The 13,043-nt window shown below is 70.6% G+C and carries 9 protein-coding genes; 7 read left to right on the top strand and 2 right to left on the bottom strand.

All coding sequences use genetic code 11. The annotated features are described in order from the left end of the window. Positions 1-284 precede the first annotated feature (284 nt). Positions 285-1,340 (bottom strand): FAD-dependent monooxygenase, encoded by a 1,056-nt coding sequence (locus DMB42_RS17845; RefSeq protein WP_260477760.1) that lies wholly within the window; start codon positions 1,338-1,340, stop codon positions 285-287. 301 nt (positions 1,341-1,641) lie between these two features. Here DMB42_RS17845 and DMB42_RS17840 point away from each other — a divergent pair, with 301 nt between their 5' ends. Next, positions 1,642-2,199 carry a site-specific integrase gene (locus DMB42_RS17840; RefSeq protein ID WP_221762221.1) on the top strand — a complete coding sequence of 186 codons (558 nt, stop codon included), beginning with the start codon at positions 1,642-1,644 and terminating at the stop codon, positions 2,197-2,199. A gap of 448 nt (positions 2,200-2,647) precedes the next feature. Then, entirely contained in the window at positions 2,648-3,073 is a 426-nt protein-coding gene (locus tag DMB42_RS17835; RefSeq protein ID WP_125635978.1) for a hypothetical protein, read from the top strand. 144 nt (positions 3,074-3,217) lie between these two features. Here DMB42_RS17835 and DMB42_RS17830 read toward each other — a convergent pair whose 3' ends face one another. After that, the gene (locus tag DMB42_RS17830) at positions 3,218-4,516 is read right to left on the bottom strand and encodes a hypothetical protein (RefSeq protein ID WP_125635976.1); all 1,299 of its coding nucleotides are present in this window, start codon (positions 4,514-4,516) and stop codon (positions 3,218-3,220) included. Between the two features lie 99 nt (positions 4,517-4,615). Here DMB42_RS17830 and DMB42_RS54280 point away from each other — a divergent pair, with 99 nt between their 5' ends. The 5 genes from DMB42_RS54280 (at position 4,616) to DMB42_RS17805 (ending at position 12,998) form a co-directional block, all read left to right on the top strand. Beyond that, entirely contained in the window at positions 4,616-4,861 is a 246-nt protein-coding gene (locus DMB42_RS54280; RefSeq protein WP_221762220.1) for a hypothetical protein, read from the top strand. 121 nt (positions 4,862-4,982) lie between these two features. Continuing rightward, positions 4,983-6,515 carry a TIGR02677 family protein gene (locus tag DMB42_RS17820; RefSeq protein WP_125635974.1) on the top strand — a complete coding sequence of 511 codons (1,533 nt, stop codon included), beginning with the start codon at positions 4,983-4,985 and terminating at the stop codon, positions 6,513-6,515. Continuing rightward, positions 6,512-7,663 (top strand): TIGR02678 family protein, encoded by a 1,152-nt coding sequence (locus DMB42_RS17815; protein WP_125635972.1) that lies wholly within the window; start codon positions 6,512-6,514, stop codon positions 7,661-7,663. The genes DMB42_RS17820 and DMB42_RS17815 overlap by 4 nt, the downstream gene beginning before the upstream one ends. Then, complete coding sequence (locus tag DMB42_RS17810) at positions 7,663-11,751, top strand: TIGR02680 family protein (protein ID WP_125635970.1); 4,089 nt, start codon at positions 7,663-7,665, stop codon at positions 11,749-11,751. The genes DMB42_RS17815 and DMB42_RS17810 overlap by 1 nt, the downstream gene beginning before the upstream one ends. Next, complete coding sequence (locus DMB42_RS17805; RefSeq protein ID WP_125635968.1) at positions 11,748-12,998, top strand: TIGR02679 family protein; 1,251 nt, start codon at positions 11,748-11,750, stop codon at positions 12,996-12,998. Before DMB42_RS17810 ends, DMB42_RS17805 begins: the two co-directional genes overlap by 4 nt. Positions 12,999-13,043: the final 45 nt, after the last annotated feature.

The raw sequence follows: 13,043 nt of genomic DNA, 5'->3' as shown, positions 1-13,043 counted from the left end.
GCCTGCCAATAGTTCCATCCGTCCAGGCCAATCGGCATGTGAGTACTCGTGATGGATGCCGCCTTACCCGTCTCGTCAGCGTATGTTCAGGTCGGTGATTCGCTCGGGATCGATGATCGGATCAGGAGCAGTGCGCAGCGGAGCCGCTTGGTCCAAGGCCCGCACCGGGTCTCCCGAACTCCGCGGCGGCGGGCTATGACCCTGCTGATCGGCTCGGACTCGTTCGACGACGGCAGGGTCCACTCCGTCATCGGCCGCCTCGTCCGCGACCTGCGCTGACCCCGTCAGCGCGACCACGACTGCAGTGACCCGGCGATCCTGTGCCCGGCCCAGCGCTTGATCTTGCGCAGCGCCTCCAGCCGGCTCGCCGCCCGGTCGAGCCGGTAGTACAGCCGCGGCGGCATGTATGGCAGCAGCGGCGAGTGCCGCTGGCCGAGCAGCGCGAACATCTGCGCGGGCTCCAGGCGCAGGTAGCGCGGCAGGTCCTCGTAGAACCGCGCGCTGTAGCGGGCGGCGCTCTGGACCGGCAACAGCGCGGCCTTGCGCTCCCGCGCGTAGGCCGCGAGCGCCGGCGCCAGGGTGGGGTGGCGCTCGATCGCGCCGGCCAGCGCGATGGCGTCCTCGATCGCGAGCGTGCTCCCGGCGCCGATGGAGTAGTGCGTGGTGTGCGCGGCGTCGCCGAGCAGGACGAGGTTGCCGCGGTGCCAGGAGCGGTTCGTCACGGTCTGGAAGCGCAGCCACTGCGCGACGCCCTGCCCGCGCCCGATGAGCCGATGCCCGTCGAGCAGGTCGACGAACAGCTTGTCCAGCAGCTCCAGGTTGCCCGCCTCGTCGGCGCGGTCGAGCCCGAGCCCGCGCCACGTGGCGGGCGCGCACTCGATCACGCAGGTGCTGCGCTCGTCGTCGAAGCGGTAGCCGTAGCACCAGATCCAGCCGTGCTCGGTCTCCACGAAGGCGAAGGTGAAGGCGTCGAAGACCCTGGTGGTCCCGAGCCAGATGTAGGTGTTGCCCCCAGTGGCGACCTCGGTGCCGAAGTCGTGGCGGCCGCGCAGCTGGCTGTTCACCCCGTCGGCGGCCACCACCAGGTCGGCGTCCGGGACCTCGCCGAGGATCTCGCGCTCGTACTCCACCCGCACGCCGAGTGCGATCGCCCGGTCGGCCAGGATGCCGAGCAGCCGGTGGCGGCCGATGCCGAAGCCCTCGTCGCCGCGGTGCGTGGTGGTGCGGCCGCCGATGAGGGCCATCCCGTCATGCCACCGCACGGACGCCTCGCCGATGGCGCGGGCCGACTCGGGATCGCTCTCGTACAGCCGGTCGAGCAGGCTGCCCCAGTACGTCACGCCCCAGCCGTACGTCGAACCCGCCGGATCGCGCTCGAAAACGGATATGTCATACGAAGGATCGCGCAGCTTCATCAGGATCGCGAAATACAGGCCAGCGGGTCCGCCACCGACACAAATCACTTTCCGTACTTCATTTGGCACAGAGTAGTTATACGCACACAGTGCGCCACTGCGCGCGCTACGCCACGCCGGACCCGAGCAAGCTGTTCGCACGCATCGACGAGCATCAGTCGGGGTGGTGGCGCTCTACGCCTGCCGAAAATCGCATCCATGCAGTTCAAGCGGCGTGTGAGTGTTCGTGGAGGATTCCGCCGAGCCGGTCGTGTCGACGGATGGTCAGGTCGATGATGCGCGCCGATTTGGTGATCGGGTCGGGGGCGGCGCGGAGTGGAGCCACCTGGTCGAGGGCTTGATGGGCGCCTCGGTCCGTACCGTCGCCCTGGACACCGACACGCGCCAAGTGCTGCGCGCCCACCGCCAGCAGCAACGACAGGAACGCTTTGCCATGGGCGAGGCGTGGGTCGACAGCGGGTTCGTGTTCACCCAGCCCGACGGCAACCGCCTGCACCCCCAGCACGTCTCCGACCAGTTCCTGTGGCTGGCCTACCTGGCCGGCCTGCCCCCCATCCGGCTGCACGACCTTCGGCATGGCGCGGCCTCGCTGATGCTGGCGGCCGGGGTGGAGATGAAGGTGGTGCAGGAAACGCTGGGCCACACCTCCAGCGCGTTCACCGCCGACACCTACACTTCCGTCTACCCGCAGGTGGCCACCGCGGCGGCCGAGAAGACCGCGGCCCTGCTGTTCGGCAAGGAAGAGCAGGGCGAGAGCGGGAGAGTGGTCTCGTTGAGGAGCTGACAGTCGGATTAAGCGTCCGGCCCCGCATTCGCCGCCTGCTCGCGGCGAGGCGGGGCCGCTGCTCTTGCCGAGCCGGGCCGGGAGGGCGGATGATCATGGTGTGTCCAGGGTTGGTGCAACCGGGCACGTACGGAGCACGCAACCGCTAGACGAAAATTCTAGAACGCGCCCGATCCCGCATATCCGCAGGTCAGGCCATGATCAAAGCGCGCCCTGCAGGATTCGAACCTGCGACCGTCGGATTAGAAGCAAGATCTTTTAGTACCATGCCGTGCCGTTGGGTGATGGTTCGTGGCACCTCGGCGCGTTTTGCGTGTCAGGCGGTGCCGGGTCCTGGCGGCGTGTGACGGGGCGTACGAGCACGCACCGAGCACGGCCGCATCCCTCACCCCAAGGACCCCGAACGACCATAATGGATGACCTTGCGCGACTGTTAAGAGGAGGCCGAATGGACCTCGCCAGGCACCCCCTGACGGACTTCGAGCAGTGCCTCGTCGATGCCGCCGACGACCGGGGCTTCAACCTCACCCACCTCGTGAAGTACTACTGCGAACTTAGTCATCCTGACAGCCATATCACGTGCTATCTCGACCGACAGCGCATCCCTCAAAACGCGATCGCTGTCATGATTCACCCCGAGACCGATGTCACCCCGCTGCACACTGTTCACGGCCTCACCGTCCAATCCGACCTACGGCATGGTTCCAACATGCGCCGATTCCCCAAAAGACTGCACACCGGCACGAAGCCGATCGCCTACGCTCGCCTGATCCAATGCGCCGATCTGAGCGCCTTTGGCCGCCTGCTGCACGCACTCGTCCCAGCCAGCACCCCACGCTCGCGCAGCTTTCAAGCGGAGGGCGCGGACCCGTGAGAACGCGTCTCTGATCCTCGGTGATCAGCCCTTGACCAACGACCTTGCCGCCGCTCAGTCCCCCCACCCAGGTCACCACAGGTCGGAGGCTCTCCAGTGCTTGCGGAAAGCGGCATCAGCGACGACCTTGGCAACGGGGCCGCCCTATTCGGTCCGGCGCAGGTCCATGCTGTCGGATCCGTCCCACCGGTTGTTCGCGGCCGCCTGGCGGGCTCGCTCTGCCGGTTCGCCGGTCAGGCCGGTGCGTTCGATGCACCATTCGACCCACTGCGGTAGCAGATCGAGGACGGCCTCGGCGTACTTCTTGATGTATCCGTCCGCGACGAGGATCACGGCGTGCTCGATCCGATGCGGGGAGCAGGCATAGTAACCGGGCCCGGAGAGGTGGGACCAGCTGTCGGCGAGCGTGGCGATGTCTTCTCGTTCGGGCGTGTGGTCAGCTCGATCGCGTAGCCAGGCGGCGAAGTCGTCGATGATCGGGTTCAGGTCCTGCTGGGGCTTGGGCTCAGGAGCGACGGTGAACGGCTCGCAGAGGGCGCGGGCTCGCTGGCGCAGGCGGAAACGCTCGGCGACGAGCTGCTGCGACTCGCTGTCGAGCAGCAGGGTACCCAGGAGGTCAGAACGGCACAGCGGGCCCAACAGGTCACGGGCGGTGGCTTGGTCGCACGGGGCCGGTTGGGTGGAGGCGGGCGCCGCGTGCGTCCCCACGGCGGCTCGCCACTCGGCGAGCGCATCCTCCGGTGAGGCGAAGACGGCGGCGTGCACGACCCGCTCTCCGGTGCAATGGTCGATGTCCCAGCAGTACCAGTGCGGGTCCTCCTCGCCCCAGGCGAAGGGGGCCAGGAGCGCGTACCGCGAGCCGTACTCGTCGGCCAGCAGCAGCGGCTCCCCTGCCGGAGCAGCCCGGAGAATCCCACTCGGCCACCCGGGAGCGATGCCGGCCTCGGCCAAGGCCGTCGTGGTGTCCTTGACGGCTTCGCGGACAGCGAGATCGAGGTCGCGGCGCAGCGTCTCCCCGCTGGACCGCGCGGTCATCGCGGCGAGCCCGTGCAACAGTCGCCACAGGTCAGCCACCTGCCCGCCGCTGCGCGCGGCGTTCCGGATCTCGTCGCGGACGAGGTCAGCCAGAGCGGCCAGGTACTGGTCCCAGTGGAAACCCATGGTCTCGGTCTGGGTACGTGCCCACAGCTCCTCGCCCACCAAGTCGACGACGGCGTTCTCCAGCCGCAGAGGCGAGTGGGCGGGCAGGTCGGCGAGGCGCTCGATGATCGCATTCTGGGAGTCCGGCCACCACTGATCCCCAGCGGTCCCCAGCAGCGACTCGAACAGCACAGAACGAGGATCTGGCGAGGGCTGACGGGCGGCGAGTTGCAGCGCGCGCCGGGCAGGATGGCCGCTGACTCCCCGCGTGGGGCTTGCCTTCGCTCGACGCTTCTTCGGCATGGCACCCGATCCTAGGTATCTCATCGGCTGGGAGTACTGCGTTCCGGCGACACGGGCGGCTGAGGCCGAACGCTGCACCATACTTGGACGCAACAGTGGGTGGGCGCAGGCCGGAAGCCGACCCAGACGGGGAAACCGACGCTGTCGGACGCGCCGGCGCTGGAGACCGGTGACGAGATCGACCCGAAGATCGGCGACTGGCGCGCCACCATGCGACCGTCCGCGGAAGACACCGTCGACGGCGTGCTGGCCGACCACCGCAAGACCGTCGAGCGAGCGAACCAGGTCATCGACACATGCCCAGACCTGGCCCTTCCCGCCACCGGTGCGCAGCGCACACCCTGATGCACCGAATCGCCGAACAGCGCGGCAGTGCGGTGACCGTACGGCGAGATTCACCTACTATCTGCGAACATCTCGCACCAATGGTGGCACGGCACTCTCTCCGGTCAGGAAAACTGGCACCATGGCCTCCCCGTCTGAAGAGCATCAGCCTTTCGCTCACCTGAGCGCTCCCAACGCTGCCCTCTACCGGGAGATCCTGCGCGTCTTCGCCCGGGCGAAGGAACGTTTCATCGTGCATCTGCGGCCGGAGGACGTGGCGGCGGAGTTGCGGCGGGACAACGACGATGCGCTCGCGCAAGCCCTGGAGAAGCTGCGGGAGTGGGGCAACCTGCGGGCCGACGCGGACACCGGCAGGGTCACCTCTGTGGAGGATTTCCACCGCAAGCGGTTCCTGTTCCAGCTCACCCCTGCGGGTCAGGCGGCCGAGCAGGCGATCGACTTCTACGAGGAGGCGATCGGGCGGCGTGGGGTGCTGCAGTCGGTGGCCCTGGGCGACATCGCCGAACAGTTGCAGGCGCTGACCCTTCTGGCTCAGGAGCAGGATCCCGACCCGGCCAGGGTTCATCTGCTCCTGCTCTCCCTCGCCGAGCGCTTCTCGTCGCTGGCGGACAACGCCCAGGCGTTCATGGCCTCGCTGCGCCGGGCGATCGATTTCTCCGACGGCGACGTGGCGGGGTTCGTCGCCTACAAGGAGCGGCTGATCGAGTACATCAACCGGTTCATCGCCGATCTGGCCAACTCCGGCGCGCGGATAGCGACCCTGCTGGCCCGGCTGGAGACGTGCGGGCATGAGGAGCTGCTGAGACTGGCCGCGCGCAGGGAGGCCGCCGACGCGGTGCCCGACCGGGCGGAAGCCGCAGACGCGTACGGGAGGGCCGAGGAGGCGGCGTACTCCTCGTGGCTGAACCGCTGGCGAGGACTTCGGGACTGGTTCGTCTCCACGGATGTGGGCCGGCCGTCACAGGCGCGGTTGCTGCGCCAGGCGGCGATCACGGCGATCAAGCAGCTCATCGACGCGGTCGGGCTGCTCAACGAGCGGAGGTCCGGACGCTCCGACCGATCCGCGGACTTCCGTGCCCTGGCTCGCTGGTTCGCCGAGGCGCCCGACGAAGCGGCGATGCACCGCTTGTGGCGGGCGGCCTTCGGCTTGACCCCGGCCCGCCATCTGACGGTCACCACCGCCACCCTGGAGGAGTGGCGGGAGGTCGGCGCCGGGACTTCCTGGCAGGACGCACCGCCGATCAGGATCTCTCCCCGGCTCCGGCGTACCGGCTCCTACGAGCGGCGTGGCAAGCCCAACAAAGTGGCCGACCGCAGCCAGGCGCGCAGGCTGCTGATGGAGCAGGCCGAGCGGGAGGCGGCCGAGACCGCCGCGGCCCGGGCCCGGCTCCGCACGGACGGGCCGGTGCTGCTTTCGGAGCTGAACGTGCTGGACCCGCGGGCGTTCCGGCTGTTCCTGGGGCTGCTGGGTGACGCGCTGGCGGCGCGGCGGCCCGGGGAGACGGAAGTGAAGACGGTGACGGGCGACGGCTCGATGGGGGTGCGGCTCACCCTTGTCCCCGATGGCGGCGAGGTCGCGATCCACACCGAGGACGGCGTTCTCACTGGACCTGAGCACGTGGTGGAGATCTCCGATCTCATGGTGGTCCGATGACGCCCGAGGAGGAGCTGGCCCAGCGGCGCGGCGCGCTGCGCGCGCTGCTGGCCAAGCCGCTGCTGACGGCCGAGGACGACGCGGAGGCGCTGGTGCTGGTCCGCCGTCATCTGACCGAGCTGCGCGAGTGGCTCTCCCGGGAGACCGGCTGGCGGCTGACGGTGGATTCGGGCGCCGCGCGGCTGTTCAAGGGCGTCGCGGACACGTCCGACGCCACCCACCCCGCCAGGGGCAAAGCGGGAGAACCGTACGGCAGGCGCCGCTACGTCCTGTTCTGCCTGGCGCTGGCCGTGCTGGAGCGGGCCGACGCGCAGACCACGCTCGGCCGCCTGGCCGAGGAGGTGCTGTCGGCGGCGGCGGAGCCCGAACTGGACTTTCACTTCACCCTTGACAGCCGTGTCGAGCGGGCCGATCTGGTGACCGTGGTGCGCACGCTGCTCGGCTGGGGAGTGCTGCGCAGAGTCTCGGGCGATGAGGAGGCATATCTGACCTCGACCGGTGACGTGCTGTACGACGTGCGCAGGCCGGTCCTGGCCGCATTGCTCACCGGAACGCGAGGCCCATCGACGATCACCACGGGGTCGTTCGAGGAGCGGCTGGCCGAGCTCACCGCCGAGCCTGTCCCCGACACCGACGACCTGCGCAACCAGGCGCTTCGCCGCAGGCTGACCCGCAGGCTGCTGGAGGACCCGGTGATCTACTTCGCCGACTTGGACGAGGCAGAGCGTGTCTACCTGACCTCCCAACGGCACGCGATCACCCGCCGGATCGTGGAAGCCACCGGGTTAGTGGCGGAAGTACGCGCGGAGGGCATCGCGATGGTGGATCCCGACGACGAACTGACCGACGTGCGCATGCCAGAACAGCGCACCGACGGCCACGTGACGCTGCTGGTGGCCGAGCACCTCGCCAGCCGCGGGGCATCAAGCATGGATGATCTGAGGGCTTTCGTCCGGCAGGCCGCCCGTGACCATGTGTCGTTCTGGCGCAAGGGCGTGACCGAGCCGGGCGCCGAGGACGAGCGGCTGGCCACGGCCCTGGGCAAGCTCACGGCGCTGCGGCTGGTCCACGTTACGGAGGATGCGGCCGTGGGGCTGCCCGCCATTGCCCGTTACGCGCTGGACGAACCCGTCATCAAAGGACAGTGATGCTGCCTTCTCCGACCTCCGAGCGCTGGAAGCCGCTGCGCGCCGGACTCGTCGACATGTTCTACTACGACGTGGAGGAGTTCCACTTCCACGACGGCCGTTTGCTGCTGCGCGGCAACAACGGCACGGGCAAGTCCAAGGTGCTGGCCCTGACTCTGCCGTTCTTGCTCGACGGCGAGCTCGCCCCGCACCGGGTCGAGCCTGACGGCGACCGGCAGAAGCGCATGGAGTGGAACCTGCTGCTGGGCGGCAGGCACCCGCACCCCGAGCGGCTGGGGTACGCATGGATGGAGTTCGGCCGCCGGGCCGCCGACGGGAGCGAGGAGTTCCGTACGATCGGCTGCGGGCTCAAGGCGGTCAAGGACCGCGGCATCGTCCGGCACTGGTTCTTCGTCACCCCCCAGCGCATCGGCCGTGATCTCCACCTGCTGAGCTCCACTGGAGTGGTGCTCACCCGGGAGAAGCTGCGGGAGGCGATCGAGGGCCACGGCATGGCCTACGACCGGGCCGCCGATTACCGCAGGGCGGTGGACGAAGCGCTGTTCGGGCTCGGCGAGCACCGCTACGAGGCGCTGGTGAACCTTCTCATTCAGCTGCGGCAGCCGCAGTTGTCCAAGAAGCCCGACGAGAAGCTCCTGTCGCGGGCCCTCACCGAGGCGCTGCCACCGCTCAGCCCCACTCTGATCGCCACGGTCGCCGAGGCGTTCCGCGGCCTTGACGAGGAGCGAGACGCGCTGCGCGGGCTGGAGGAGGCGCGCGGGGCGGCGGCCGACTTCCTCGTCCACTACCGCCGGTACGCCGCGATCGCGGCCAAGCGCAAGGCCGCCGTCCCCCGCCTGGCGCAGAGCCGGTACGAGCACCTGGGCCGCGACCTGGGCGAGCCCGAGGCCCGCCACGCGGCCGCGGAGGCGGAGCTGTCCGCGGCCCAGCAGGTGCTGGAGGAGCTGGCAGCCCAGCGGAACCTGCTGGAGGCCCGCAAGGAGGCGCTGCGGCAGAGCCCCGAGATGCGTGACGCCGAGCGGCTCAAACACATGGGAGAGGAAGCCGGCCGGCTGGACTCCCACGCGCGCCGGTACGAGCAGGAGCGCGACCGCCTCACCGGCGAGACCCAGCGCCGGGAGCAGCGGGCGAGCACCGCCCTCGGCAAGGCCGAGGAGGCGGACCGGGAGCTGGACCAGGCCAGGGAGTCCGCGCTCGCGGCCGCCCGCGCGGCGGCGTTCGAGGCCGGGCACCTCGCCGTCATCGACTGGCACGCGCTCGGCGAGCCGTCGGAGCAGGCCAGGGCCCGGCGGGAGGCCGAGACGCTGGCCGACCGCCAGGAGCAGGCGATCAACGAGCTGGAGCGGCTCATCGACACCGTGCGGCAGGCTCGGTCCCGGCTCGCCACGGCCCGTACGGAGGTGGACCGGCTGACCGGCGAGCTGCAGTCCGCCGCCGAGCGCATCGAAGCCGCCGAGCAGGCCACCGGCGCGGCCACGGCCGGGCTGGTCCACGAGTACGCCCTGTACCTGGCCGGCCTGACCGAGCTGCGGCTGGACGACCCTGACGAGATGCTCGCGACGCTGGAGGGCTGGGCCGTCTCCGTCGATGGCCCCAACCCGGCCGCGACGGCGGCCGACGACGCGGCCAGGAACGCCACCGACGCGCTCGGCCGCTTGGGCGCCGGACTGGAGGCGGAGCTGCGCGAGGCGAGGCGGGCCGCCGCATCCTTGACGGAAGAAATGGCCCGGTTGGAGGCGGGCGGACACGACGCTCCGCCCACCCCGCACACGCGCGGCTCAGACGCCCGGCTCGGCCGTCCTGGCGGCCCGCTGTGGAAGGTGGTGGACTTCGCTGAGGCAGTGCCGGCCGCGCATCGGGCCGGGCTGGAGGCCGCCCTGGAGGCCGCGGGCATCCTGGACGCGTGGGTCACGCCCGACGGGCGGCTGCTTGCCGAGGACGACACCTTCGTCGTGACCGGCGAGCCGCCGGCCGGGGCGTCGTGCTCCGCCGTCCTGCGTCCTGCCCTCGACCGCGCCGACCCGCAGGCCGCGGCCCTGTCCGACGCCGCCGTCGAGACGGTGCTCAAGAGCATCGCGCTCGGCCAGGGTGGTGGGACGTGGGTGACCGTCGACGGACAGTGGGCCAACGGCGTGCTGGCGGGCTCATGGCGCAAGAATGACGCCCACTACATCGGCGAGGGCGCGCGAGAAGCGGCGCGGCGTGCCCGACTGGCGGCTCTCCGAGAGGAGCTGGACCAGGTCGCCCAGCGGATCCATCGCCTCGGCGCCGACCTCGACGCGCTCGCCGCCCGGCGCGAGAGGCTCGCGGCCGAGCACCGGGCGCTGCCCCCGGACGCGCCGCTGCGCGAGGCCCACGTCAAACTCGCCGCCGAGTACGAACGCCGGCGCGAACTCGACGCCCAGCACACCGCCGCGACAGGGGTGGCGCTCCAACGGCAGAGCGAGCTGGAGACCGCCGGCAACCGGGCCGCCGAGTTCGCCGGCGACGTCGGCCTGCCTGCCGAGCCTCCGGCCTTGGCCGAGGTCAAGAGCGGAGTCGCCGGCTACCGGCTGACACTGGCCCGGTTCTGGCCCGCCGAACAGGCGCGGCGAGCCGCGCGCGAGGCCGCCCACGAAGCCGCCGACGACCTCGAACGAACCCGGAGCCGGCTCGACGACGCGGCCGATCTGGCGGTGGGGGCACGCGGCGAGGCGGACGCCGCGGCGGAGACCTACCGCGCACTGGTGGAAACCGCCGGCGCCGCGGTCGAGGAGCTGTTCCGCCGGCTCGACGAGGTGGAGCGGGAACTGCGCGAACGCACCTCAGCCGAGGGCGAGACCCGCCGCAAAGAACAGGCGGCCCTGGAGGAACGAGGCAAGGCCGAGGGCGTGCGCGACGCTCTGCGCGGCCAGATCGACGAGGCGACCACGGCACGCGACACCGCCGTACGGGAGTTCCAGGCGTTCGCCGCCACGGGACTGCTGCACGTCGCGCTCCCCGCTCTGGACGTGCCCGACCCGGACGGCCAGTGGGCGGCCACCCCCACGGTGCTTCTGGCCAGGACGGTCAACGCCGAGCTCGACACCGTGGACGACGGCCACGGCCCCTGGGACCGGGTGCAGAAGAAGGTGGCCGAGGAGCACAAGCTGCTGTCGGACGCCATGGCCAGACACGGGCACTCCGTCGGACTGACCCTGCGGGACGGGGTCATGATCGTGGACGTGCTGTTCCAGGGCCGCAGCAGGGACGTTCCCGGCCTCGCCGAAGCGCTGGCGGAAGAGACCGGGCACAGAGCCCGGCTCCTGTCGGCCAAGGAACGCGAAATCCTGGAGAACCACCTGCTCAACGAGGTCGCCGGAACGTTGCACGAGCTGATCGCCGCCTCCGAGTCCGAGGTCCGGGAGATGAACGCCGAGCTGGAGTCCCGCCCCACCTCTACCGGCATGCGCCTGCGCCTGGTCTGGAAGATCGCCAGGAACGCTCCTGAAGGGCTGGAGCGGGTCCGCGACAAGCTCCGGCAGACGGTGGACGCCTGGTCCGTCGCCGACCGGTCGGCCGTGGGCGCATTCCTCCAGGACAGGATCGCCCGCGAGCATGCCGACAACCCTGCCGCCGGATGGACGGAAGCGCTGACCCGGGCCCTGGACTACCGCGTCTGGCACGAGTTCGCGATCCAGCGGCTGCAGGACGGGCAATGGCGGGCCGCCACCGGGCCGGCCTCCGGCGGTGAGAGAGTGCTCGCGGCGTCCGTGCCGCTGTTCGCCGCCGCATCGGCCCACTACAAATCGGCGGGCAACCCGTACGCTCCGCGGCTGGTCGCCCTGGACGAGGCGTTCGCGGGCGTCGACGACGACTCGCGCGCCAAATGCCTGGGCCTGCTGGCCACGTTCGACATGGACGTGGTGATGACGAGCGAGCGCGAATGGGGTTGCTACCCGCAGGTCCCGGGGCTTGCGATCTGCCAGCTGTCCCGTCGCGACGGCGTGGACGCGGTGTTGGTCACCCCGTGGCGTTGGGACGGGCGCGAGCGGCGGCGAGCGGAGCGCCCGGTCACCGCGATGCCGGCCCCTGACGTGGCCGTGGCACAGGACGGCCTGTTCGCATGAGTGTCCAGGATGAGCGGTTGGGGCGGCTGCTCGGCGGTGACGAGATCGCCTGGCTGGTCGATCGGGCACGCCGCCGCCTGGAACAGGGCAAGCCGCTGACCGGGACGGTGACGCTCACGGCCGCGACTTCCGCGCAGCGCCGCGCGGCCGAGGTGCTGCTCGGCCGCCGTGCGGGAGCCGGTTCTTCCCTGTCGGTCTCCTTGGACGAGGTGGACCGCATCCTGCGAGCGGGCGGCGTCACCGCAGGCGGGCTGCGCGAGGCCGTCGTACGCCTGCGTGGCCCGATCCGGGACCAGGCCGGCGAGAAGGCCGCGCAGGCGGCGGCCTGGGAACGGGCCTTCGCCAGGCTCGACGCTCTCATCGCCGACCGGCCCGAGCTGTCCGGGTGGCGATCATGGCTGGAGTCCACCGGACTGGTCAGAAGGCTCGCCGCCACAGCCCAAGAAGCACGTATCCTGCTCGACCGGTTGAGCGCCGTGCTGGAGCGACTGCCGTCACCGGGCACGCCCCTCGGCCGGCTCGCCGCCGAGACCTGCGCAGACGCACACGCTCTGGACGAGGGACGCCCGCTGGCCACCCTCGCCCTGTCCGCGGCCCGTGCCCTGTCCGGTCTGCCGCACGCGGGCGAAGGCGGCGCGGACGCCCGCCGCTCGGCCTGGGCCGCGGTCGGCGTGCATCTCGATGACCTGTCCTCCCTCGTCCTCTGCCTGGGGCTGCCAGGTGACGACCACTCCCCTACCGGACGCATGCTCAGCGCCGCCAGGGCTGCGGGCGAGCCGTGCGTGCTGACCCTGCGTCAACTCCGCCGCCACGAAGCACCGCTGCGCGCGGACCTGGTCAGGATCTGCGAGAACCCGGTCGTGGTCGCCGCGGCGGCCGACGAACTCGGAGCCTCCTGCCCACCCCTGGTATGCGGCGGCGGCCGGCCGTCGGCGGCCGTCTGGCGGATGCTGGACCTTCTCGCGGTCGGCGGCGCGGCGTTCGCCTACCACGGGGACTTCGACTGGGGCGGAATCGCCATCGCCGCCGCCGTCCACGAGAGGGTCGGGTTCCTGCCGTGGCGCTTCGATACCGCCTCCTATCAAGCCGTGCCCTCGTCGGCGCCACTGTCAGGGCAGGTGCGCCCGACTCCCTGGGATCCGGAACTGGGCATCGCGATGGAGCGACGGGGCGTACGGGTCGAGGAGGAGCTCGTACTCGCCGAGTTGATCGCCGACCTGATCCCGAAGGAAGGTGGCAGGCACTGAGACCCGGACTTTCTTGTGATCATCGACCCGGTGGTCAGGCAGTCT

Source organism: Nonomuraea sp. WAC 01424 (genome assembly GCF_003947315.1).
GTDB lineage: Bacteria > Actinomycetota > Actinomycetes > Streptosporangiales > Streptosporangiaceae > Nonomuraea > Nonomuraea spiralis.
The sequence above is the reverse complement of the archived record's forward strand: the minus strand, read 5'-3'. Positions and strand labels throughout refer to the sequence as shown.